The 21,806-nt window shown below is 68.1% G+C and carries 23 protein-coding genes; 15 read left to right on the top strand and 8 right to left on the bottom strand.

Annotated features, from left to right (window positions below; translation table 11 throughout):
- Nucleotides 1-4: 4 nt before the first annotated feature.
- Nucleotides 5-328, bottom strand: coding sequence for a hypothetical protein (locus GGR46_RS02425; protein WP_221262532.1), 324 nt, complete (start codon nt 326-328; stop codon nt 5-7).
- 64 nt (nt 329-392) lie between these two features.
- Between GGR46_RS02425 and dapE the strand changes: the two genes are divergently transcribed.
- Entirely contained in the window at nt 393-1,523 is a 1,131-nt protein-coding gene (gene dapE / locus GGR46_RS02420) for a succinyl-diaminopimelate desuccinylase (RefSeq protein ID WP_183994231.1), read from the top strand.
- 88 nt (nt 1,524-1,611) lie between these two features.
- On the opposite strand, the gene GGR46_RS02415 is transcribed toward dapE, so the two are convergent.
- The 4 genes from GGR46_RS02415 to GGR46_RS02400 form a co-directional block, all read right to left on the bottom strand.
- Complete coding sequence (locus tag GGR46_RS02415) at nt 1,612-3,288, bottom strand: EAL domain-containing protein (RefSeq protein ID WP_183994229.1); 1,677 nt, start codon at nt 3,286-3,288, stop codon at nt 1,612-1,614.
- Nucleotides 3,289-3,370: 82 nt separating this feature from the next.
- Nucleotides 3,371-3,937: a Smr/MutS family protein gene (locus GGR46_RS02410; RefSeq protein WP_183994227.1), complete on the bottom strand. Its 567-nt coding sequence runs from the start codon at nt 3,935-3,937 to the stop codon at nt 3,371-3,373.
- The gene (gene mltA, locus GGR46_RS02405) at nt 3,934-5,259 is read right to left on the bottom strand and encodes a murein transglycosylase A (protein WP_183994225.1); all 1,326 of its coding nucleotides are present in this window, start codon (nt 5,257-5,259) and stop codon (nt 3,934-3,936) included. Before mltA ends, GGR46_RS02410 begins: the two co-directional genes overlap by 4 nt.
- Before the next feature lie 14 nt (nt 5,260-5,273).
- Nucleotides 5,274-5,918: a Tim44/TimA family putative adaptor protein gene (locus GGR46_RS02400; RefSeq protein WP_183994223.1), complete on the bottom strand. Its 645-nt coding sequence runs from the start codon at nt 5,916-5,918 to the stop codon at nt 5,274-5,276.
- A 160-nt stretch (nt 5,919-6,078) separates the two neighbouring features.
- Between GGR46_RS02400 and secB the strand changes: the two genes are divergently transcribed.
- The 5 genes from secB to GGR46_RS02375 all read left to right on the top strand — a co-directional run bounded on the left by secB (nt 6,079) and on the right by GGR46_RS02375 (nt 11,058).
- Complete coding sequence (secB, locus tag GGR46_RS02395) at nt 6,079-6,591, top strand: protein-export chaperone SecB (protein ID WP_183994220.1); 513 nt, start codon at nt 6,079-6,081, stop codon at nt 6,589-6,591.
- Nucleotides 6,592-6,775: 184 nt separating this feature from the next.
- Nucleotides 6,776-8,344: a murein biosynthesis integral membrane protein MurJ gene (murJ, locus tag GGR46_RS02390; protein WP_183994218.1), complete on the top strand. Its 1,569-nt coding sequence runs from the start codon at nt 6,776-6,778 to the stop codon at nt 8,342-8,344.
- 218 nt (nt 8,345-8,562) lie between these two features.
- A complete protein-coding gene (gene trpS, locus GGR46_RS02385) occupies nt 8,563-9,552 on the top strand; it encodes a tryptophan--tRNA ligase (protein ID WP_183994216.1) in 990 nt (329 codons plus the stop codon).
- 124 nt (nt 9,553-9,676) lie between these two features.
- Nucleotides 9,677-10,711, top strand: coding sequence for a CAP domain-containing protein (locus GGR46_RS02380; protein WP_183994214.1), 1,035 nt, complete (start codon nt 9,677-9,679; stop codon nt 10,709-10,711).
- 89 nt (nt 10,712-10,800) lie between these two features.
- Entirely contained in the window at nt 10,801-11,058 is a 258-nt protein-coding gene (locus tag GGR46_RS02375; protein WP_183994211.1) for a hypothetical protein, read from the top strand.
- Nucleotides 11,059-11,240: 182 nt separating this feature from the next.
- On the opposite strand, the gene dnaA is transcribed toward GGR46_RS02375, so the two are convergent.
- The 3 genes from dnaA to mutM all read right to left on the bottom strand — a co-directional run bounded on the left by dnaA (nt 11,241) and on the right by mutM (nt 14,259).
- Nucleotides 11,241-12,596: a chromosomal replication initiator protein DnaA gene (gene dnaA, locus GGR46_RS02370; RefSeq protein ID WP_183994209.1), complete on the bottom strand. Its 1,356-nt coding sequence runs from the start codon at nt 12,594-12,596 to the stop codon at nt 11,241-11,243.
- 455 nt (nt 12,597-13,051) lie between these two features.
- A complete protein-coding gene (rpsT, locus tag GGR46_RS02365) occupies nt 13,052-13,315 on the bottom strand; it encodes a 30S ribosomal protein S20 (protein ID WP_183994207.1) in 264 nt (87 codons plus the stop codon).
- 134 nt (nt 13,316-13,449) lie between these two features.
- Entirely contained in the window at nt 13,450-14,259 is an 810-nt protein-coding gene (gene mutM / locus GGR46_RS02360; RefSeq protein ID WP_183994205.1) for a bifunctional DNA-formamidopyrimidine glycosylase/DNA-(apurinic or apyrimidinic site) lyase, read from the bottom strand.
- A 105-nt stretch (nt 14,260-14,364) separates the two neighbouring features.
- On the opposite strand from mutM, the gene GGR46_RS02355 reads away from it, so the two are divergent.
- Genes GGR46_RS02355 through GGR46_RS02315 form a run of 9 tightly spaced genes read left to right on the top strand, consistent with a single transcriptional unit; the run spans nt 14,365 to nt 21,757 of the window.
- Nucleotides 14,365-15,096: a class I SAM-dependent methyltransferase gene (locus GGR46_RS02355; RefSeq protein ID WP_183994203.1), complete on the top strand. Its 732-nt coding sequence runs from the start codon at nt 14,365-14,367 to the stop codon at nt 15,094-15,096.
- A 6-nt stretch (nt 15,097-15,102) separates the two neighbouring features.
- On the top strand, nt 15,103-16,638 hold the full coding sequence (gene ubiB / locus GGR46_RS02350) for a 2-polyprenylphenol 6-hydroxylase (protein ID WP_183994201.1): 1,536 nt from the start codon (nt 15,103-15,105) through the stop codon (nt 16,636-16,638).
- Nucleotides 16,635-17,750, top strand: coding sequence for a hypothetical protein (locus GGR46_RS02345; protein WP_183994199.1), 1,116 nt, complete (start codon nt 16,635-16,637; stop codon nt 17,748-17,750). The genes ubiB and GGR46_RS02345 overlap by 4 nt, the downstream gene beginning before the upstream one ends.
- Nucleotides 17,747-18,205 carry a hypothetical protein gene (locus GGR46_RS02340; RefSeq protein WP_183994197.1) on the top strand — a complete coding sequence of 153 codons (459 nt, stop codon included), beginning with the start codon at nt 17,747-17,749 and terminating at the stop codon, nt 18,203-18,205. The genes GGR46_RS02345 and GGR46_RS02340 overlap by 4 nt, the downstream gene beginning before the upstream one ends.
- Nucleotides 18,202-19,389 (top strand): bifunctional phosphopantothenoylcysteine decarboxylase/phosphopantothenate--cysteine ligase CoaBC, encoded by a 1,188-nt coding sequence (gene coaBC / locus GGR46_RS02335; RefSeq protein ID WP_183994195.1) that lies wholly within the window; start codon nt 18,202-18,204, stop codon nt 19,387-19,389. The genes GGR46_RS02340 and coaBC overlap by 4 nt, the downstream gene beginning before the upstream one ends.
- Nucleotides 19,379-20,191, top strand: a complete 813-nt coding sequence (locus GGR46_RS02330) for an alpha/beta hydrolase (protein ID WP_246425873.1) — start codon at nt 19,379-19,381, stop codon at nt 20,189-20,191. The genes coaBC and GGR46_RS02330 overlap by 11 nt, the downstream gene beginning before the upstream one ends.
- Nucleotides 20,191-20,637, top strand: coding sequence for a dUTP diphosphatase (gene dut / locus GGR46_RS02325; RefSeq protein ID WP_183994193.1), 447 nt, complete (start codon nt 20,191-20,193; stop codon nt 20,635-20,637). The genes GGR46_RS02330 and dut overlap by 1 nt, the downstream gene beginning before the upstream one ends.
- Nucleotides 20,634-20,999: a hypothetical protein gene (locus GGR46_RS02320; RefSeq protein ID WP_183994191.1), complete on the top strand. Its 366-nt coding sequence runs from the start codon at nt 20,634-20,636 to the stop codon at nt 20,997-20,999. The genes dut and GGR46_RS02320 overlap by 4 nt, the downstream gene beginning before the upstream one ends.
- On the top strand, nt 20,996-21,757 hold the full coding sequence (locus tag GGR46_RS02315) for a HesA/MoeB/ThiF family protein (RefSeq protein WP_183994189.1): 762 nt from the start codon (nt 20,996-20,998) through the stop codon (nt 21,755-21,757). Before GGR46_RS02320 ends, GGR46_RS02315 begins: the two co-directional genes overlap by 4 nt.
- The last annotated feature ends 49 nt before the right edge of the window (nt 21,758-21,806 follow it).

Genomic DNA, 21,806 nt, shown 5'->3' with positions numbered 1-21,806 from the left:
AAACCTATTGGCGCCAGCGGAGGCAGGCATCAGCGAGCCGCAGTAGCGCCTCGTTGTCCAGGCCGTCGCTCAGTTGGAGTTCGGTGCGAGAAGGCTGCACGGTGCCGAACCGGCGATTGAGCACCGCCGCCGTCGCCTTGAGCTTTCCATTCCGCGCCTGGCCGATGCGCCCTTCCTCGGCGGTGCGATATCGCTCGCGGGCGAGCGTCTCCGAATCCGCGAGCATCTCCACCTTGATGCCGGTCAGCCGGCACAGGCCCGGCGTCGGCACGGGCGTGGTTGCGGCCTCCTGCCCGGATGCCAGCAATGCCGCGATCAGCAGTGCCATCATGCGCCGCCCCTCCGTGCCGGGATTGTATCCTTGTCGCGCTTGGGCAATGCCACCTCCACCAATGCCGGAGACCATCTTGCCCGACGCCATCGAACTCACCAAGGCCCTGATCGCCGCCGAAAGCGTGACGCCTGCACGCGGCAGCGTCTTCGACGTGCTGGAGGCCGCCCTCCTCCCGCTCGGCTTCAAGGTCGAGCGCTTCATCGAGGGCGAGGCGCCCGAGGGGCCGGTCGAGAACCTGCTCGCGGTGCGGGGCACCAGCGGCCGCCACTTCGCCTTTGCCGGCCATCTCGACGTGGTGCCGCCGGGCCAGGGCTGGACCAGCGGCGCCTTCGAGCCGGAAGTGCGCGGCGGCCTGCTCTATGGCCGCGGCGCGGTGGACATGAAGGGTGCCATTGCCGCCTTCGTCGCCGCCGCGGCCCGGGTCGAGGGCGGCGTGACCACCCTGATCATCACCGGGGACGAGGAAGGCCCCGCCACCTATGGCACGCCCCGGCTGATCGAGCGGATGGCCGAGCGCGGCCTGCTGCCCGACCTGTGCCTGGTCGGCGAGCCCACCTCGCAGCATCGGCTCGGCGACATGATCAAGATCGGCCGCCGCGGCTCGACGGTTATCGACATCGTGGTGCCGGGCAAGCAGGGCCATGTCGCCTATCCGCACCTCGCCGACAATCCGGTCCCCCGCCTCGTCCGCGCGCTGGCCGAGATCGATGCGATCACCCTCGACCAGGGCAATGCCTGGTTCCAACCCTCGAACATCGAGATCATCGACCTGACCGTCGGCAATCCCGCCACCAACGTCATTCCCGGCGAGGCCAGGGCGCGGATAAGCATCCGCTTCAACGACCAGCAATATGGCCCGGACCTGATCGCCCGGATCGAGGAGATCGTGCAGAGCCATGCGCCGGCGGGGATCGTCAAGGGCCGGGTCTATGGCGAAGCGTTCCTCACCGAGCCTGGGGAGCTCTCCACGCTGATCTCCGGCGCCATCCGCGACCGGCTGGGCGTCGAGACCGAGCTTTCGACCACCGGCGGCACCTCCGACGCCCGCTTCCTCTCGAAGCTCTGCCCGGTGGTGGAGTTCGGCCTGCTCAACGCGACGATGCACAAGCTCGACGAGGCCGTGGCGCTTCCCGACCTGGTCGCGCTGACGGACGTCTATGCGGAAATCCTGAAGCGGGCGTTCGCCTGACCCAAACCGTCATCCCGGCGAAAGCCGGGATCTCAGGCGACGGCGCGATACGGCACGAGACCCCGGCTTTCGCCGGGATGATGGGGGGTTACCCCGCGATCCGCTGCGGCTCGATGCCGCGCGCCCATTCGAGGAAGGCGTCCTCCTCCATCGGCGTCGCCACGGCATAGCCCTGGAGGATGTCGCAACCGATGACGCGCAGCACGGTGGCCTGGTCCTCGCTCTCGATGCCCTCGGCCACCGCCTCGCAGTTCAGGCCGTGGATCAGGCCGATCAGCGCCTGGGCGATCGTCCGCGCTTCGGCGCTGTTGGCGACATGCTCGATCAGGCTGCGATCAAGCTTGATGCGGTCGATCGGCAGCTTGCGCAGGCGCGCGATGTTCGAATAACCGGTGCCGAAATCGTCGATCGCGATGGTCGCGCCGTCATGGCGCAGCAGGGCGATCGCTTCGAGCACTTCGCTCGAGCAATGCATCGCCAGCGTCTCGGTGATCTCCAGCTCGAGCAGGTGCGCCGGGGCATTGGCCGCCAGCATCGCCTCGCGCAGCTTGCGGAAGAAGCTGGCATGATCGAGCTGGCGCGGGCTGATGTTGACCGCGAGCCGCTGCTGGATGCCGAGGCGGCCCCAGCGCGAGATCGTCTCGGCGACGCTCTCGACCACCCATTCGCCGATCTCGACGATCAGGCCGGTCTCCTCGGCGCGCTGGATGAAGGTACCGGGCATCTTGAGCCCGTCCGGATGGCGCCAGCGCAGCAGCGCTTCAGCCGCCACGATGCGCCCGTCGCCGGCGGAGACCTGGGGCTGGTAGACGAGGGTGAACTGGTCCTTGTCCACCGCTTCGCGCAGATCGCTCTCCAGCCGGGCGCGGTCGGCGATCTCGGCGGCGAGGATCTCGGTGAAATGCTCGGCGCGGCCGCGGCCCATCGCCTTGGCATGGTACATGGCGGCATCGGCGGCGCGCATCAGGTCGTGCAGCGTCGTGCCATGCTCGGGGCGCAGCGCGATGCCGATCGAGGCGCCGATCGACACTTCCTGGTCGGCCAGGTCGAACGGCTCGGACAGGGCATAGAGGATGCCGCGGCCGATCCGCTCGGCGTCGCGCACATTGCGCAGCGTCGGGAAGAACATGGTGAACTCGTCGCCGGCCAGGCGCCCGATCAGCGGCGGCCGGGCGTCGGCCTCGGCGGCGAAGCGGTCGGCGACGGCGCGCAGGCGATTGGCGACCATGGCGAGCAGCGCGTCGCCGGTGGCATGGCCCAGCGTGTCGTTGACGTGCTTGAAGCGATCGAGATCGATGAAATAGAGCACCGCGACATTGCCCGTCGGCAGCTCCGAAAGCATGCGTTCGGCCGTGCGGCGGAAATTGGTGCGGTTGGGCAGCGAGGTCACCGGATCGAACATCGCCAGCCGCTGGACGCTCTCCAGATTGGCGTGGAGCTGGCTGAACAGCCCGTCCATCGCCCGCGCCAGCGTCGGCACCGATTCATGCACCTGGGGCGGGATGCCGCTCTGCAGATCGCCATTGGCGGCGCCTTGGAGGCGCTCGATCGCGGCGTCGATGGCTTCGGCGGTGGAAGCGATGCTGCGCTCGGCCGAGGCCCAGCACATCACGCCGCAGACGATCGCGGCGATCAGTGCGCGTCCGGCACTCTCGACGGTGATCAGTCCGGGCGAGGAGGCAGCCGCCAGCGCGAGGATGAACGCCACCGCACCGGCGCACATCGCAAAGGCTATCGCACGGCTCTTGAGCGAGAATCCTTCCACTATGCTCCGCCCGTCCCCCAGAATCCCTGGCCTGCCGGTGCAATCCAGCGGCGACCCGAGGACGATCAATCGCAGAGAGAGGTTAAGAATTCTCTCGGGGCCGACGCAGGACTATATAGAGGGCTCCGGTGCCGCCGTGGCGGGAATGCGCGGTTCTTACGGCAGCGATACGATCCGAGAAGCGCGACGCGGCAAGCCAGTCGCCGACCGCCGCGCGGATCGCGCCGCGGGCATGGGGACGCTCGGATTCCGGCCGCGGCGGCTTGCCGGTGACGAGCAGCAGCACCCGGTCGCCCCGCGCGATCGCCACCTCCAGCCCGAAATCGAGCCGGTCATAGGCCGAGGACAAAGTGTGACCGTGCAGGTCTACCGTCGATTCGGGCGAGACCAGGCCGCGCCCCAGCCGGCGATCCCAGGAAGCGTCGAGCGTGTTGGCGGCCGCTCTGCGCGCTGGCGGAGGCGTCGGCGTGGGCGCACGCAGCGGCGGTACCCGCCCCTTCACCTTGGGCGCCCCCGGCATCGGCAAAGGCGCAGGCGTCACCGATTTCTCGATCGCCTCGACCGACTTGACCGGACGCGCCTCGAGCGGCGTCACGCTGGCGATCACGCGTTTCCACAGCGCCGCTTCCTCGGGCGCGAGGCGCCTCACCGCTGGTGAGTCGGCGCCGGCACCGTGGCGATCGGCGCACCGCCCAGCCGGCTGAGCGTCCCCGCCGGCAGCAGCAGCCAGGCCGTGCCGCGCGCGTTCATGCCGCCCGCGATCGCCCGGGCATCGTCGCCGGCGCCCCAGAAGGTATCGACCCGGTTGGAGCCCTTGATCGCCCCGCCGGTATCCTGGGCGATCCACAGTCCGTTCGCCTCGGCGCGGTCCATCGAGAGGAACACCGGCGCGCCGAGCGGGATGAACTTGGGATCGACCGCGGCACTCACCTGCCCCGTGACGGGCAGCCCGAGCGAACCGTTCGGCCCTGCGCCCTTCAGTTCCTGGAAGAACACATAGCTCTTGTTCTCCCACATGATGTCGCGCCCCTCCTCGGGATGGGTGCGCAGATATTCCATGATGCCCTGCATCGAGGCCTTGCCCGGCTGGAGCAGCCCGCGCTCGCGCATCAGCGCGCCGATGCCGACATATTCGCGACCGTTCTGCCCGGCGAAACCGATGCGCATCATTTCGCCGTTCGGCCCGCGCAGCCGGCCCGAGCCCTGGATCTGCAGGAAGAACAGCTCGATCGGATCCGCCGCCCAGGCGATCTCGAGCCCACGCCCATCGAGCGCGCCCTGGTCGATGTCCTTGCGGTCGTAATAGGGGATGAAGGTCTTCCCCGCGACGCGGCCGCGGATCTTCTTGCCCTTCATGTCGGCAGAGAACTGGCCGAGATCGACTTCGATGATGTCGTCCGGCTTGGCATAGACCGGGACCTCGTATCCCGACCGGCGATGCCGCGATCCGGCGATCTCGGGCTCGTAATAGCCGGTCGCCTGCGCCTTGCCGTCGGCGACTTGCACCGTCTCGAACCAGCGGGAGAAGAAGGCACGCGCATCGCGCTCTGGCCAGGTCTTGGCCGCGTCGCACGAAGGCTGCCAGTCGCGTCCCTGGGTGAGCCCGCTAGCATCGGTGCGGCGCACCAGCGAAGGGCAGCTCAGCCGATAGGCGGTCAGCGCGCGCGCCGCGCCGGCATCGCTCAGCGGCAGTGAGTCGAGCGAAGGCCCGGCGAGCAGCCCGGCCGAGGACGCGGTGAGCGTTCCGGCGGGTGCAGCGGGCGCCGGGATGGCGGCCAGCGGTGTCGCCGGGATCGGCTGGCGCACCGCGGGATTGCCATGCGGCTCGGACACCCGAGGATTTTCACGCGGGGTCTCGCGCGGCACGTGGCGCGGCGGCGGACTGTACCCCGGCTCGACCGAATGCGGCACCACCCCGCCCGAACAGGCGCTCAACAGCGCCGCGAGCGCGACTCCCCCCCAGATTCGCATTGAATGGCCCTTCTTCAGGCTTCGTCGGTCTCGACGAGCTTCCAGTTGGGATCGTCGTTGCGGAGGTTCCGCGCGAAGGTCCAGATGTCGTGGGTCTCGACTGCGTCGCTCAGCGAGCCGGCGACCACATTGCCTTCGCCATCGCGCGTCACCGCTGCGATATCGGCGTCGAAGCGCACGGTGATGCGGGCGACCTTGCCCTCGACCACGGCGTCCGAGATCAGCGCGCGCTCGATCGCGACCAGGCGATTCTCGAGCACATGGCCGGCAGCCTTGCGGTCGGCGATCGCCTGGGCGAAGCCGGCACGGACATCGTCTTCCACCAGCCAGGCCAGCGTATCCTCGTCGCCCTTCCAGAAGGCTTCGAGGATCATCTTGTACGCGCTCTTGGCGCCGTCGACGAACTGGGCGACGTCGAAGCTGGAATCGGCGGCGATCACGGCCTTCAGGCCCGTCTCCGCGCCGGTACCGATCACCCGGGCACCGATCTCGCGAACCTCGGGAGTCTGGTCGATGGTGCGGGCCGCGGGCGGCACGGCCACGCGCTCCTCGCTCGGCTTGGGCAATGCCTGCTCATGGCCGGTGCGCTTGCCGAGCACGGCATAGAGTCGGAGTGCCAGGAAACCGGCCACCATTGCGAACAGGATTATCGTGTACACTACGCCTCCAAACGCTTCGCCGGTTAACATAGGCCTAAGCGGCGCCGGTTTCAAATCCGGCCAAAACCGGGGGCAATTGAAACCAATGCGCCCGCCTGCTAGGCGCGCAACCGATCCAACGCTTCAATAGCGCGAAACTTTCCGAAAAGAGGATTTTGTAATGGCCGAGAACGACACGATCGCCGAATTCGGCGAGCCCGCAGCCAACGGTGAAGACACCGCTCCGGCCGCCGGCCTGCTGTCGCAATATGTGAAGGACTTCTCGTTCGAGAACCCGAACGCCCCGGCCATCTTCCAGAGCCCGACTGCGCCTGCGATCGACGTGCAGTTCAACATCGGCTCGGGCAAGGTCGCCGACGAGGTGTTCGAAGTCGTGCTCAAGATCGAAGTCCGCGCGACTGCCGAGAGCCAGACCGCGTTCATCGTCGACCTGTCCTATGCCGGCCTGTTCGGCATCCGCAACGTGCCCGAGGGCGAGGCGCTCGACGGCTTCCTGCTCGGCGAGGCCCCGCGCCTGCTCTTCCCGTTCGCCCGCCGCGTGCTGGCCGACGCGGTGCGCGACGGCGGCTTCCCGCCGCTGCTGCTCGAGCCGATCGATTTCGGCGGCATCTACCTCCAGCAGCGCGCGGCGAACGAGTCGGGCCTGATCGGCGAAGTGGCCGGCGAAGCCTAAGGGAGTATCGGGGGGTGACGGTTCTCAAATCCTCCCCGAGCTTGTCTCGGGGAGGGGGACCATTCGCGCAGCGAATGGTGGAGGGGCCGTCGGCGAAGCCGGCGGTGTTCCACCGCCGCCCCTCCACCACGACGCTACGCGTCGCGGTCCCCCTCCCCCAGCAAGCTGGGGGAGGAATTTTTAAGTGAAACTCGCGCGTAGCCTGGGCTCGATCGGCGGGCTAACGCTCGCCAGCCGGGTGCTCGCGCTAGTCCGCGATTCGCTGCAGGCGCGCTATGTCGGCGCGAACTTCGCGTCCGACGCGTTCCTCGTCGCCTTCCGCCTGCCCAACATGTTCCGCGCCTTCTTCGCGGAGGGCGCCTTCTCCTCGGCGTTCATCCCGATGTTCAACCGCAAGCTCGCCGAGCATGACGGCGAGCGCGGGCCGGCCTTCGAATTCGCCGAGCGCACCCTGGCGGTACTGTTCGCCATCCTGGCGGGGATGACGGTGGTGATGCTCGCCGCCGCCTGGCCGCTCACCGCCCTGCTCTCAGGCGGCTTCCACAAGCAGGCGCCGACGCACGATCAGTTCGCCTTCGCGGTCGAGCTCAGCCGGATCACCATCCCCTATCTGATGCTGATCTGCCTGGCCTCCCTGCTCGGCGGCATCCTCAATTCGCTCGACAAGTTCTGGGTCAACGCCGCGGCGCCGATCCTGCTCAACATCGCGATGGTGACGGCGCTGTTCGTCTTCCACGGCACGCCCGAGGAGACCGCACGCGCGCAGGCGATCGCGGTGCCGCTGGGCGGCGTGGTCCAGCTGCTCTGGCTCTGGTTCGCCTGCCGCGCAGCGGGCGTGTCGCTGCGCCCGCGCCTGCCCCGGCTCGATCCCGAGGTGAAGCGGCTGATGAAGCTGATCCTGCCGGCCGCGCTCGGTGCCGGCGCGGTGCAGCTCAACCTGGTCATCTCCACTGCCCTCTCCGGTTACCTGCTCGGCGAGGGCTCGATCTCGTTCATCTATTATGCCGACCGGCTCAACCAGCTGCCGCTCGGCATGATCGGCATCGGCCTGGGCACCATCCTGCTCCCCACCGTCTCGCGCCTGCTCGGCGCCGGCAAGGAGGCGGAGGCGATGGAAACGCAGAATCGCGGCATGGAGCTGGCGCTGTTCCTCACCCTGCCCGCGATGGTCGCGCTGATCGTCGCCGCCGAGCCGATCGTGCGCGGGCTGTTCCAGTATGGCCACTTCACCGCCGACGACACGGTGAAATGCGCCTGGGCGCTGGCCGGCTTCTCGATCGGCCTGCCCAGCTATGTGCTGGTGAAGGTGCTGACTCCGGGCTTCTATGCCCGGCAGGACACGAAGACCCCGGTCCGCTTCGCCATGATCTCGGTGGTGGTGAACATCGTGGCGAACCTCGCGCTGATCCCTTCGATCGGCCATATCGGCCCGCCGCTGGCGACGGCGCTCTCCTCGACGGTCAATGTCTGGCTGCTCTACGCGGCGCTGAAGAAGCGCGGCCATTTCGTCGCCGACGCCCAGCTCAAGCGCCGCCTGCCCCGCCTCGCCATCGCCGCGGTGCTGATGGGCGCTGCGATCTTCGGGTGCGAAGGCCTGCTCGACCCCTGGCTGAACGGGCATATCGTCGAGCGGTACGGCGCGCTGATCGTCCTCGTCGGTGCCGGCGTGGCGATCTACGTCATTGCATGCTTCGTCACCCGCGCCTTCCGGCTTTCGGACCTCAGGGCGCTGGTGCGCAGGCGGCGCGCCTAACCCACCCCCAAACCGTCATCCCGCCCCAATCGTCATCCCGGCGAAAGCCGGGATCTCAGGCGAAGGCGCGGGGATGACGAAATGGGTCTTACCCTGGCGATACCCTTCGACTAGGACGCCTCCGTCCCTGACATCGCTGTGCGGCCGCGTCCCCGCCGTCTCGGACCCGCGGCCCGTCCAAAGGCCGAACGGTCAGCCCGGGCGTGGAAGGAATGAACATGCGTGTCGTCTCCGGCATCCAGACCACCGGCAATCTCCACCTCGGCAACTATCTCGGGGCGATCAAGCAGTGGGTGGCGATGCAGGACCAGGGGGAATGCCTCTTCTTCCTCGCCGATCTCCATGCGCTGACGGGCAACATCTCGCCGCAGGAGCTTGCCAATTCGACGATCGAGATGGCCGCGACGCTGATGGCGTCGGGCATCGACGATCGCGCGATCCTGTTCAACCAGGCGCGCGTTCCCGCACATGCCGAGCTGTGCTGGATCCTCAACGGCACCGCGCGCATGGGCTGGCTGAACCGCATGACCCAGTGGAAGGACAAGGCGGGCAAGAACCGGGAAGGCGCCAGCGTCGGACTGTTCACCTATCCGGTGCTCCAGGCCGCCGACGTACTCGTCTACAAGGCGACGCACGTGCCGGTGGGCGAGGACCAGAAGCAGCATCTCGAGCTGGCGCGCGACATCGCGACCAAGTTCAACACCGATTTCGAGGTCGATCTCTTCCCCCTGCCCGAGCCGTTCATCTCCAAGGCGGCGCCGCGGATCATGAGCCTGCGGGACGGCAGCGCAAAGATGTCCAAGTCCGATCCGTCGGACCTGTCGCGCATCAACCTGTCCGACGATGACGACACGATCGCGCAGAAGTTCAAGAAGGCGAAGACCGATCCCGAGCCCCTGCCCGATTCGTTCGACGCGCTCGCCGAGCGTCCGGAAGCGAAGAACCTCGTGACGATCTTCGCTGCGCTTTCGGATCGCGATCCCCAATCGGTGGTCGCCGAGTTCGCCGGCCAGGGCTTCGGTTCGTTCAAGCCGGCGCTGGCCGATCTCGCCATCTCGACACTCGGCCCGGTGCGCGAGCGGCTGAACCAGCTGCTCGTCGATCGCGAAGCGGTGGGCGCGCAGCTCGCCAGGGGCGCCGAGCGCGCCAGTACGCTTGCCGCGCCGACACTGCTCGCCGCGCAAAAGGCGGTCGGGTTGCAGGTCTGACGTGAAATCCGGGGTATCCGTGCACGCCGCGGGTACCCCGGCGACCGGTCTGAGCCCTCGTACACGGAAAAGGCACGGGAACCGCTATAACTAGAATCGGGTTTTGCCTTCCGGAGTGCGTTACATGCGTAGACTGATTCCCGTATTGCTCCTCGGGAGCGCGATCGCAGGCTGCAGCGGCGGCGGCTCGGATGGCGGCGCCGTCGTCACGCCCACCCCGACCCCGACCCCCACCACGACGCCCACGCCTTCGCCCACGGCGACGCCCACCCCGACCGGCACCGAGCCGGCCACGGGCTCCGATTTCCTCAGCTCGGTCGCCCTGCTCTACAGCGCCCAGCCGAACATCGCCGCCTGCCAGGCGGGCACGCTCAAGCCCGAGGTCGGCGCGCGCGTGCTGGCGGCGCTCAACGATATCCGCGCCCGCCACAAGCTGCCGGCGGTCACCTATGCCCCGGCGGACGAGCCCGCCTCCCAGCAATCCGCGTTGATGATGGCCGCCAATGGCCAGCTCAGCCATTTCCCGCCCACCAATTGGAATTGCTACACCACCGCCGGCGCCACCGCCGCGGGGCAGAGCAACATCTATCTGGGCATGGGCGGGCTGCGCTATTCGCAGGATGCCGACATCCTGATCGGCTTCCTCACCGACACCAACAATGTGACGGCGAACAATATCGGCCATCGCCGCTGGCTACTCTACCCCTTCCTCTCGACCATCGCCTATGGCCGGGTCGCCGGCGTGTGGCAGACCAACAACCGTGCGGACGGCGCTTCGATCAAGGTGATCAACACCACCCAGAACACCGCCGGTCCGCTGCCCGATTACGTCGCCTATCCGTTCGAGGATTATCCGGCGCGCTACTACGAGAACGGGGCGCTGCTTTCCTTCGGGGTGATCGCCAACAAGAGCTCGAACTTCGGCGCGAACAGCGCGGTGAACTTCGCCAATGCGACGATCACCGTCCGCGCACGCGGCGGCGCGGCGCTCACCGTATCGAATGTCTCGTTCGACAATGACGGCTTCGGCCTGCCCAACAACCTGCAATGGAGTGTTGCGGGACTGACGAACAACACGACCTACGACGTGACGATCAACAACGTCGTGGTGAGCGGTGCCGCGCGCAACTACAGCTATTATTTCAAACTGGTGCCCTGATCGGGGCAAATCCGCCATTTCCGTTGCAGATCGACTAGGTTGCGGCGCCGCCGCAACCTAGCCTGCGCCTCCCAGAAAGGGAGGCATATATGCGCAAGAAGATCGGTTTATCGCTTTCACTTGCCGCCGCGGCCGGATTCCAGGCCGTCCTCGCCCAGCCGCTCCAGGCCCGGCCGAACCTCGAATGCACCAACCCGCCCTCGGTCACCTGCACCAGCTACCGCGCGCGCGGCTTCGCCAGCTATGGCGAGTGCGTGACCTATTACAGCGAATATTGCCCGTTGCTCGAAAGCGGCGAAGGCGGATGCGTCTATGATCCGCGAATCGGCCAGACGATCTGCTGGTAAGCCGCAAAAGGCGACGACGTACCGAGGGAAACCGCATCCCGGTTATGTCTAGACAAAAAGGCCGGAGCTCCATGGAGCCCCGGCCTTTCCGTTTTGAAGGGTGGAGGCGTGACCGATCTGCGTTGCCCCGCTCTCAGCTCCTCCACCCCGCCCGCCCCTGAAAGGAGCGGGATTGTAGCTCGTTAGCCTTCCAGCGTGCGCATCAGCGTGCGCACGGCGGTGTCGATCTCCACGTCCTTGGCGCGCAGATCCTCGATTCGCTTCACCGCATGGATCACGGTCGAATGGTCGCGATTGCCGAACTTGCGGCCGATCTCCGGCAGCGAGCGCGTGGTCAGGCGCTTGGCCAGGTACATCGCGATCTGGCGCGGCCGGGCGATCGCCACGGCGCGGCGCTCGGAGATCAGGTCGATCTGCTTCACTTCGAAATGCGCCGAGACCGCGCGCTGGATCTCGTCGATGGTGATCCGGCGCTGGGCCGAGCGCAGCACTTCGCCGAGCACGTTGGTGGCGAAGTCGATCGTGATCACTTCGTTGTTGAGCTGGGCATAGGCGACCAGGCGATTGAGCGCGCCCTCGAGCTCGCGAACATTGGTGGTGATTCGCGCCGCGAGCAGGTCCATAACCTCGTGCGGCATGCTCACCGCCGGCATGTCCGTCAGCTTGCGGCCGACGATCGCACGGCGCAGTTCCAGCTCGGCCGGCTTGATGTCGGCGACCAGGCCCGAACCGAGACGGCCAGCCAGGCGCGGCTCAAAGCCTTCGAGCGCCTGCGGGGCACGGTCAGCAGCAATCACCAGGCGCTTGCCCGACGACATGAACTCGTTGACCGTGTGGAAGAATTCCTGCTGCGTCGCGTCCTTGCCGCCAATGAACTGCAGATCGTCGATCATCAGCAGATCGACCGAGCGCAGCCGCGCCTTGAACGCGTGGGTATCCTTGTTGCGGAGTGCCTGGACGAACTCGAACATGAAGCGCTCGGCGGTCACATAGATCGCGGTCGCTTCGGGATTCGCATCGAGGAACGCATGGCCGATCGCGTGCATCAGGTGCGTCTTGCCCTGGCCCGTGCCGGCATGGAGGTAGAGCGGGCTGAACTGCGGCGCGCCCGGCTGCGCCATCGCCTTGGCGGCGTTGCAGGCGACGCGATTCGTCGCGTCGATGACGAATCGCTCGAAGGTGAAGCGCTGGTCGAACTGCGGGCGCTCAACCGCGGCGGCCGCCACCGGTGCCGAATCGGCGACTGGCGCAACCGGTGCCGCGCTCAGGACGCGCTTGGGCTCCTCCGCCACCGTCTCGATCGAGACCGCGCACACCGCCGGGATCTGGCCCCGGAACTCGAGCAGCAGCCGCTCGGCATAGTGGTTCTTCACCCACTGGGTCATGAACGCCGAGGGCAGGCCCAGGCGCACGACATCGGCATTGCTGCCCTCGATCAGGACCACCGGCTTGAGCCACTGGTCGAACAGGCGCTGGCCCGCAGAGCGCCGCAGGTTCGCGCGCACGTGCGACCAAGCCTTGGCAACCGCTGCTTCCATTCCGTCCCGATCCAAGGCCTGAACCTGAGTCACTCTGACGCACCCCTCCCTCGCGGGAAGCATCACTTCCCGCGCGTCAATCCAATCCGACAAGAGGCCCTCTGACACCGGACATCCCCGGTCCCTGTGCAGCGGGCTTCGATAACACCCCGGCGAGAGCTCGCCTGGGAGGTCTGTTTTAGGAACCCCTGTCTGAGTCGATCAAGGGGGTCGGGTGTAAAGATACTGAAATAGTTTTGTTGACTCGCCATAACCCACGGAAAACCGTGGGAACAATCTAACAAGCCAATGAAAACATTGGCTTCTTCAGATTATTGCAAGTCCAAGACACTGCGACTCGCGCGAATCTCAGGGTTCCAGAACCTCGACCCGATTCGTTCCTCAAGCCCTTTCGGACACGACAAAAACCCCGCGGAACCGGGGTCCCGCGGGGCTTTGTTACGGAAAAGTTACGGTTATGCCAGCGCTTCGACGCGCTTGTTCAGACGCGCGAACTTGCGCGAAGCCGTATTCTTGTGGAGCACGCCCTTGGCGACGCCGCGGGCCATTTCCGGCTGCGCAGCGGCGAGCGCGGCAGCGGCCGCAGTCTTGTCGCCGGCCTCAAGGGCCGACTCGACCTTCTTCACGAAGGTGCGGATACGGCTCACGCGGGTGCCGTTGATCTCCGCACGGCGCGCATTGCGCCGGATACGCTTCTTCGCTTGCGGCGTATTCGCCATGCCGTGTCGTTCCTAGCTCGAAATGTTTAGGGCGCGGGGAACATGCCTCCACGCCCGGAAAGACGGGCCCCTTAACCCCGCAGGCGATTCGGGTCAACCGTCTTGCGCCTATCCCGAGCCTGGTCCGCCCTCCCTTATTTCTGGCACCTCGGGCACCAGAAGGTCGAGCGCCCCGAATCGACGCGCCGCTCCACGAGGCCGCCACAGCCGCAGGGCTCACCCTCCCGGCCATAGACCCGCCACTCCTTGGCGAAATAGCCGAGTTCGCCGTCCGGCCGGGCATAATCGCGAATCGTCGAGCCGCCGGCACGGATCGCGCTCTCCAGCACCTCGCGAATCGCTATGACCAGCTTCTCCAGCCGCGCCTTGCTGATCGTCCCGGCTTCCCGGATCGGCGAGATGCGCGCGATGTAGAGCGCCTCGCACACATAGATGTTGCCCAGTCCCGCCACCACGCGCTGGTCGAGCAGCAGCGCCTTCACCGGCGCGATTCGATCCTTGAACAGGCGGGCGAGGTGCGCGGCATTGAAGTCCGGCCCCAGCGGCTCGGGGCCCAGCGCCACGAACGGCGCCCAGGCCGCGACCTCGGCGGTCGGCACCAGGTCGACCGAGCCGAATCGCCGCGGGTCGTTGAGCGCCAGCCGGTGGTGCTGCGTCTCCAGCACCATGTGATCGTGCTTGCCGATCTCGCCCGGATCGATCCGCCAGCGCCCCGACATGCCGAGATGGAAGATCAGCGTGTCGCCGCGATTCGTCTCGATCAGCCCATATTTGGCGCGCCGGCCCATGCCCGTCACGGTCGCCCCGGTCAGCCGCTGGCCCAGCCCTTCCGGAAAGGGCCGGCGCAGGTCGCCGCGGTGCAGGGTGACGCGCGTGATCGTCTCGCCCTTGAGCACGGGCTCCAGCCCGCGGACGGTGGTTTCTACTTCGGGGAGTTCTGGCATGGCCCGTCCGTACCCTTCCCGCCATCCCGGCGAAAGCTGTGATGACGGAAGGGCTTTGCGCGGCAGGGCTTTGCGCGGCGCACATGCCCCGCTAGAGCCCATCGCATGACCGACACCGTCTCCTTCGGCTACGAAGACGTGGCCCCCGAGGAAAAGACCCGCCGCGTCGGCGAGGTCTTCTCCAGCGTCGCGGCCAAATACGACCTGATGAACGATGCCATGTCGGGCGGCCTCCACCGCCTGTGGAAGGACAAGTTCGTCCGCCGGGTGAAGCCCCGCGCCGGCGAGCACATCCTCGACATGGCCGGCGGCACCGGCGACATCGCCTTCCGCATGGCCCCTTCGGGCGCGGCGATCACGGTGGCCGACATCAACCCGGAGATGCTCGCCGTCGGCGTCGAGCGCGCCGCCGAACGCGGGATCGACGGGCTGGTATGGAGCGAGGCCAATGCCGAGACGCTGCAATGGCCCGACAAGTTCTTCGACGCCTATACCATCGCCTTCGGCATCCGGAACGTGACCGACATCCCCAAGGCGCTCCGCGAAGCGCACCGCGTGCTCAAGCGCGGCGGGCGGCTTTATGTGCTGGAATTCTCGACCACCCAGTGGCCGGGCTTCGCCGAAGTCTATGACGCCTATTCGCACAAGCTCGTCCCCAAGCTCGGCCAGATGCTCGCGGGCGATGCGGACAGCTATCGCTACTTGATCGAATCGATCCGCCGCTTCCCGCCGATGCCCGAGTTCGAGCGGATGATCCGCGAGGCCGGCTTCACCCAGACCAAGGTCGAGCCGCTGCTCGGCGGGCTGGTCGCGATCCACAGCGGCTGGAAGATCTAACCTCACGTGACCGCACCCGCCGTCCATCTCTGGCGCCTGCTCAAATGGGGCCGCATCCTGGCGCGTCACGGTGCCCTGCGCGGCATCGAGCAGGACCCGCACACGCCCAGGCCCGTCCGCCGCGTGGCGCGCATCGCCCGCTTCGGCGCGCGCGTGCCCGCTGTGCCGCGCTATGCCGATGCCTTCCAGGCGATCGGCCCCGCCGCGATCAAGCTCGGCCAGACGCTCGCCACCCGTCCCGACCTGGTCGGTGACGAAGCCGCGCACGACCTGCTCCGCCTGCAGGACGCGCTGCCCCCGCTCCCCTTCCCGGTGATCCGCCAGCGGATCGAGGGCAGCTTCGGCCGCCCGCTCGAGACCTTCTTCGCCGAGTTCGACGAGCATCCCGTCGGCGCCGCCTCGATCGCGCAGGTCCACCGCGCCATCACCACCGATGGCCGCCAGGTCGCCGTCAAGGTGCTGCGCCCAGGCATCGAGACCGAGTTCACCAAGGCGATCGACACCTATGAATGGGCCGCCGCCCAGGTCGAGGCGATGGGCGGCGAGGCCTCGCGCCTGCGCCCGCGCCTGGTGATCGAGACGTTCAAGCGCTGGACCGCGCGCGAACTCGACCTGCGCCGCGAAGCAGCCTCCGCATCGGAACTCGCCGAGGGCATGCAGGCCGAGCCGGACTTCATGGTCCCGCAGATCGACTGGCAGCGTACCACCGGCAAGGTGATGACGCTCGAGTGGATCGACGGCATAAAGCTGTCGCACCGCCAGAAGCTGATCGAGGCCGGGCACGACACCAGCCTGCTCGCCAGCCGGCTGATCAAGGCGTTCCTGCGCCAGGCGATCGCCGAGGGCTTCTTCCATGCCGACATGCACCAGGGGAACCTCTTCGCCCTCCCCGACGGCCGCATCGCCGCGATCGACTTCGGCATCATGGGCCGGATCGACCGGCGCGCCCGGGTGTGGCTGGCCGAGATCCTCTACGGACTGATCACCGGCAACTACAAGCGCGTCGCCGAGATCCATTTCGAGGCGGGCTATGTGCCGCCGCACCACAATGTCGCCGAGTTCGCCACCGCGCTGCGTGCCGTCGGCGAGCCGATGCGCGGGCTGGCGGTCAAGGACATGTCGATGGGCGCGATGCTCGACGGCCTGTTCTCGATCACCCGCGACTTCGACATGCAGACCCAGCCGCACCTCCTTCTCCTCCAGAAGACGATGGTGATGGTCGAGGGCGTGGCGCGCGGGCTCGATCCCGACATTAACCTGTGGGATGTCTCGGCCCCGTTCGTCCGCGAATGGATCCGCACCGAGCTGGGCCCCGAGGCCAAGATCGCCGACCGGCTGGTCGAGGACATCCGCACCCTCGCCCGCCTGCCCGACCTGATCCGCAACATCGAGCTGCGCTTCCCGGCCCCCGGCGGCGCACCGCCCGCGCCGCCGCTCAAGGAGATCGAGCGGATCCGCGTGGTCGGCGGCTGGCGCTACGCGGCGGTGGCAGTGCTTTCGGGCGCGGTCGGCGCGGCGGCCATGATGTACCTGCTCTCATGAAGCTGCCGGCGGTGCAGTGGCTGGCCGATCCGACGCGCTTCGCCGTGTTGAACCGTGGCGGCGCCCGGATCGCGCTCGCGATTCTCGGCCTGTTCCTGCTCCTCTCGCTCACCGCGCTGGTCACCGTCGGCCCGCCGCCGGTGAGCGGCGACCCGGCCAAGCGGGCCGACGACCAGAGCGACGTCGTCCTCTATGAGAGCATCGTCGCAGGCGTGGCGCATGGCGGCGGCTATTATGCCGTCACCGCCGATGCGCTGCGGGCCGGCAACTATCCGCTGCGCCCCTTCGTCACCTTCCGCCTCCCCGGCCTGGCGATGGTCCAGGCACATCTGCCGCGCCTCGCGATCCTGGCGCTGCTCTACGCGCTGGTCGCCTCGGTCTTCGCCGTCTGGGGCATGAAGCTGCGGGCCGGCATGACGCGCTGGCCGCCCGTCGCGATCGGCCTCACCCTGCTCGCGGGCGGGCTGATGGCCTTCGTCCAGAGCGACCTCTGGGCGTTCCACGAGATCTGGGCGGGCCTGCTCATCGCCCTGGCGCTCGGCATTCGTCGCAAGGGCCGCTGGATCGAGGCGGTTGCGATCGGCCTGCTCGCCATGCTGATCCGCGAGACCGCCGCCCTGTTCGCCATCGTCATGCTCGCCACCGCCTGGTTCGAAGGGCAGAAGCGCGAAGCGATCGGCTGGGGCATCGCGCTCGCCTGCCTGGCGGTCGCGCTCGGGCTGCACGCCCATGCGGTGGGCCAGGTCACCAATGCCGCCGATCCCGCGTCGCCCGGCTGGGCGGGCCTGCACGGCTATGGCTTCTTCGCCAAGGCGATGGTGCTTTCGACCGCGCTGCAGCTCTTCCCGATGGCACTGGGCGTATTGCTCTTCACCCTCGCCCTGTTCGGCTGGGCGGCATGGAAGGACCAGGCCGCCGGCCGCGTGTTCCTCACCCTCGCCGGCTATGGCCTGGCTTTGGCCCTGTTCGCCCGCCCCGATACCTTCTATTGGGCATTGATGGTCGCCCCGCTCTCGCTGATCGGCCTGGCCTTCGTGCCCGATGCCCTGCGCGACCTGGTCCGCCAGGCGCTCGACAGGCGGCGCATCACCGTGACAAAGGTGGTGCGATGAGCGGCTATGATCGGCCTGCGCCCTTGGCGCCTCTGCCGTACGCCTGGCTGGGCGGCACGCTCGCCACGGCCCTGTTCGCGGTGCTGGTGCATCTGGGCCTGATCGCAGCGATGACCCCGGGCAATGCGCTGGCGGCGTCGCTGAGCATCCTTCCGAGCTTCCTGCTCTATGCCGTCGCTGCCTCCGGCGTGGTGATCGCAATGCTCGTCGCGATCATGGGCTTTGCCGAGGCCAGCGGCACGCGCCGGTCGCTGCGCGCCTGGCTGCTTGCGGGGCTGGCGGTCAGCAGCCCGCTTGCGCTGCTGGGCCTGGCCCTCGCCAATATGGGCGATCCGATCGAGGGCGCGCCGCAGTTCGATTATCGCACGCTGCTCGCCCCTGCCTTCTTCTTCACCTGCGGACTGGTCGGCGGAGCAACCGCCTTCCGCATCCGCCACCGGAGCTGGCGCCAATGATCAAGCGCATCCTCCTGATCGTCGGTGGCGGCATCGCCGCCTACAAGGCCTGCGAACTTATCCGCCTGTGCCGCAAGGCCGGGATCGAGGTGAAGTGCGTGCTGACCGAAGGCGGCCAGCATTTCGTCACGCCGATGACGCTCGCGGCCCTGTCCGAGAACCAGGTCTACACGAACCTCTTCGACCTCAAGGACGAGGCCGAGATGGGCCATATCCAGCTCAGCCGCGAGGCCGATCTGGTCGTCGTCGCGCCCGCCACCGCCGACCTGCTCGCCAAGATGGCCGCCGGCATCGCCGACGATCTCGCCACCACGCTGCTGCTCGCCACCGACAAGCCGGTGCTCGCCGCGCCCTCGATGAACGTGCGGATGTGGCAGCACGCCGCCACCCGCCGCAACGTCGCCACGCTGCGCGGCGACGGCGTGACGATCCTCGAGCCCGACGAGGGGCCGATGGCCTGCGGCGAGTACGGCCCCGGCCGCCTGCCCGAGCCCGAGGCGATCCTGCGCGCGATCCAGGGCGCATCTGCACCTGAATCCGGCGCGCCCAGACGCCTCACCGGCAAGCGCATCCTCGTCACCGCCGGCCCCACCCACGAGCCGATCGACCCGGTGCGCTACATCGCCAACCGCTCCTCGGGGAAGCAGGGCTATGCCATTGCCGGCGCGCTCGCCGCGCTGGGGGCGAAGGTCACGCTGGTCTCCGGCCCCGTCACCCTCGCCACCCCGCCGGGCGTTACCCGTGTCGATGTCGAGACCGCGCAGGAAATGGCCAATGCCGTGGCGCAGGCGCTCCCCGCCGATGCCGCGGTGATGGTCGCCGCGGTAGGCGACTGGCATGTCGAGGCGGCCGCGCAGAAGCTCAAGAAGGAAGGCGGCGCCCCGCCGACTCTGCATCTCTCGGAGAACCCCGACATCCTCGCCATGCTCGCCGCCAGCCCGCGCCGGCCAGGCCTCGTCGTGGGCTTCGCCGCGGAAACCGAGCAGGTCGTCGATCATGCCGTCGCGAAAAGGACTCGCAAGGGCGCGGACTGGATTGTCGCCAACGATGTTTCGGGCGATGTGATGGGCGGTGAAGCCAATGCCATCCATCTCGTCACCGCCGACGGTGTCGAACACTGGGAAAGACTGCCCAAGGAAGAAGTCGCCCGCCGGCTGGCGGAGCGTATCGCCGATGCGCTCTAGCCTCGCCTTGCTCCTGCTCGGCGCGAGCCTCGCCGCCTGCGCGCCGCGCGTCGGCGGCCCTGCCGAGCCGCCCGCGCCGGCGAACGGCCTGTACAGCCAGAGCTTCGGCAATACGCCGGCCAAGCAGGTCCGCACGCTGATCGTTGTGCTGCACGGCGACGCGCCGACGACCAAGCCGGACTATCACTACGCCTTCGCCCGCGCGGCATCGGAAGCGGTGCCGAACAGCGTCGCGGTCGCATTGCTGCGTCCGGGCTATGAGGATCCGCAGGGCCATCGCTCGCCCGGCGAGCGCGGCGAGACCACCGGCGACAATTACACCGCCGACCGGATCGGTGCGGTCGCCGCGACGATCCGCCACCTCCAGCATCGCTATGGCCTGGCCCGCACCGTGCTGGTCGGCCATTCGGGCGGCGCCGCGATCGCCGCCGATCTCGCCGCGACCCATCCCGGGCTGATCGACGGCATCGTCCTCGTCTCCTGCCCCTGCGCGCTGCCCGAGTGGCGCAAGTACATGAAGAAGGTGTCGCCGACGCCGCTCTGGGACGCACCGGTGACCAGCCTCGATCCAGTCAAGCTGGTCGGCGGCATGGCACCCACCCTGCGCGCCGCGGTGCTGGTCGGCGCCGACGACAAGACCACACCGGTGCGCTTCTCGCGCACCTATGCCGAGGCGCTGTCGCTGCGCGGCATCGCCACCGACTATCGTATCATCCCCGGCAAGGACCATGAGCTGCTTGGCGATCCCGAAGTGATCTCCGCGCTCCAGCGCCTCGCCGCCGCCCTGCCTGGAAAGTCCTGATGCTCGCACCGATCCGTATCGCCCTGCAACGCCTGCCGCATGGCGAGGGCCTGCCCCTGCCGGCCTATGCGACCGCGGGCGCAGCCGGCATGGACGTGGTCGCGGCGGAAGACGTGGTGCTCGCTCCCGGCGCGCGCCATGCGGTGGCGACCGGCTTCGCGATGGCGATCCCGGTCGGCTACGAAGTCCAGGTCCGCCCGCGCTCGGGCCTCGCGCTCAAGCACGGCATCACCTGCCTCAACACCCCCGGCACGATCGACAGCGACTATCGGGGCGAGGTTAAGGTGATCCTTGCCAATCTCGGTGACGCGGACTTCACCGTCGCGCGTGGAGACCGGATCGCACAGCTCGTGCCCGCGCCTGTCCAGCACGCGGAGCTCGAGGAGGTGGGGACGCTCGACGAAACGGCGCGAGGCATTGGGGGCTTCGGATCGACGGGTACGTGAGCGGATTGCTTCTTCTTGCCGCGGCGCTGCAGACGGCGCCGATCGATTGGGACGCGCTGCCGCCCCTGCCCTGGCGCGCGCCTCCGATCGTGACGCCGGACATGCAGAGCTTCGTCCAGCGCGAAGTGAAGCTGCGTCGCTGCGTCACGCCCAAGCCGAACACGCTCGAAGTCTCGGTCGCCGTGCTGGTCGATGAGAACGGGGCCATCCGCACCACCGTACCACGCGCCATCGCCTGCCCCTCGGTCGAGCAATATGCCGCCGCGCTCGCCGCCGGCTTCGCGCGCAACAACCTGCTCCCGCGCCCCGGCGCGACCGATCAATGGTACCGCACGACCCTCAGCTTCACCTGGACCAAATGACTCTCTCCGACGCGGAGCTGGAGCGCTACGCCCGTCACATCGTGCTGCGCGAGATCGGCGGCGGCGGGCAGATGCGGCTCAAGGCCGCGCGCGTGCTGGTGATCGGCGCGGGCGGCATCGGCTCGCCGGCGATCGAGTATCTGGCGGCCGCCGGCATCGGCACGCTCGGCGCGGTCGATGACGACCAGGTCTCGCTCTCCAACCTCCAGCGCCAGACGCTCTACGCCACCGCCGATGTCGGCCGCGCCAAGGTCGAGGCGGCCCGCGCCCGCGTCGCCGCGCTCAATCCCGAACTGGTGTTCACCGGCTTCGACCAGCGCATCGACGCGCGCAACGCCGACGCCCTGATCGAGACCTTCGCGCCCGACGTGATCCTCGACGGCTGCGACAATTTCGCCACCCGCCTCGCCGTCGCTGACGCGGCGCTCCGCCACCGCATTCCTCTCGTCTCCGCCGCGGTCTCCGAGTTCGAGGGCCAGCTCGGTGTGTTCCGTGGCTGGGAGGCGGACAGGCCCTGCTATCGCTGCTTCGTCGGCCATGATCCCGAACGCCCGGGCATCAGCTGTGCCGAACAGGGTGTGCTCGGCGCGCTCACCGGCGTGATGGGCAGCCTCGCCGCACTGGAGACGATCCGTGCGATCGCGCCCTTCGGCGAGGATCCCGCGGGCAAGCTGCTGCTCGTCGACGCCCTCGCCTTCCGCTTCCGCACGCTCACGCTGCCGAAGGACCCGGGCTGCCCTTCCTGCGGCGGCCAGTAACCGCCAGAGAGGAACTGGACTTCCCTCCCCGCTTCGGGCACCTCCCGCG

Origin of the sequence: Sphingomonas kyeonggiensis (assembly GCF_014196745.1) — a bacterium.
In the GTDB taxonomy this organism is placed as follows: domain Bacteria; phylum Pseudomonadota; class Alphaproteobacteria; order Sphingomonadales; family Sphingomonadaceae; genus Sphingomonas; species Sphingomonas kyeonggiensis.
The sequence above is the reverse complement of the archived record's forward strand: the minus strand, read 5'-3'. Positions and strand labels throughout refer to the sequence as shown.

Excerpts from the sequence above, each read along its gene's own strand:
- GGR46_RS02425 (WP_221262532.1), bottom strand. The coding sequence starts at position 328 with ATGGCACTGCTGATCGCGGCATTGCTGGCATCCGGGCAGGAGGCCGCA.
- GGR46_RS02375 (WP_183994211.1), top strand. The coding sequence starts at position 10,801 with ATGCGCAAGAAGATCGGTTTATCGCTTTCACTTGCCGCCGCGGCCGGA.
- dapE (WP_183994231.1), top strand. The coding sequence starts at position 393 with ATGCCGGAGACCATCTTGCCCGACGCCATCGAACTCACCAAGGCCCTG.
- coaBC (WP_183994195.1), top strand. The coding sequence starts at position 18,202 with ATGATCAAGCGCATCCTCCTGATCGTCGGTGGCGGCATCGCCGCCTAC.
- rpsT (WP_183994207.1), bottom strand. The coding sequence starts at position 13,315 with ATGGCGAATACGCCGCAAGCGAAGAAGCGTATCCGGCGCAATGCGCGC.
- dnaA (WP_183994209.1), bottom strand. The coding sequence starts at position 12,596 with ATGGAAGCAGCGGTTGCCAAGGCTTGGTCGCACGTGCGCGCGAACCTG.
- GGR46_RS02345 (WP_183994199.1), top strand. The coding sequence starts at position 16,635 with ATGAAGCTGCCGGCGGTGCAGTGGCTGGCCGATCCGACGCGCTTCGCC.
- GGR46_RS02380 (WP_183994214.1), top strand. The coding sequence starts at position 9,677 with ATGCGTAGACTGATTCCCGTATTGCTCCTCGGGAGCGCGATCGCAGGC.
- GGR46_RS02315 (WP_183994189.1), top strand. The coding sequence starts at position 20,996 with ATGACTCTCTCCGACGCGGAGCTGGAGCGCTACGCCCGTCACATCGTG.
- trpS (WP_183994216.1), top strand. The coding sequence starts at position 8,563 with ATGCGTGTCGTCTCCGGCATCCAGACCACCGGCAATCTCCACCTCGGC.
- dut (WP_183994193.1), top strand. The coding sequence starts at position 20,191 with ATGCTCGCACCGATCCGTATCGCCCTGCAACGCCTGCCGCATGGCGAG.
- mutM (WP_183994205.1), bottom strand. The coding sequence starts at position 14,259 with ATGCCAGAACTCCCCGAAGTAGAAACCACCGTCCGCGGGCTGGAGCCC.
- GGR46_RS02330 (WP_246425873.1), top strand. The coding sequence starts at position 19,379 with ATGCGCTCTAGCCTCGCCTTGCTCCTGCTCGGCGCGAGCCTCGCCGCC.
- GGR46_RS02355 (WP_183994203.1), top strand. The coding sequence starts at position 14,365 with ATGACCGACACCGTCTCCTTCGGCTACGAAGACGTGGCCCCCGAGGAA.
- mltA (WP_183994225.1), bottom strand. The coding sequence starts at position 5,259 with ATGCGAATCTGGGGGGGAGTCGCGCTCGCGGCGCTGTTGAGCGCCTGT.
- GGR46_RS02340 (WP_183994197.1), top strand. The coding sequence starts at position 17,747 with ATGAGCGGCTATGATCGGCCTGCGCCCTTGGCGCCTCTGCCGTACGCC.
- secB (WP_183994220.1), top strand. The coding sequence starts at position 6,079 with ATGGCCGAGAACGACACGATCGCCGAATTCGGCGAGCCCGCAGCCAAC.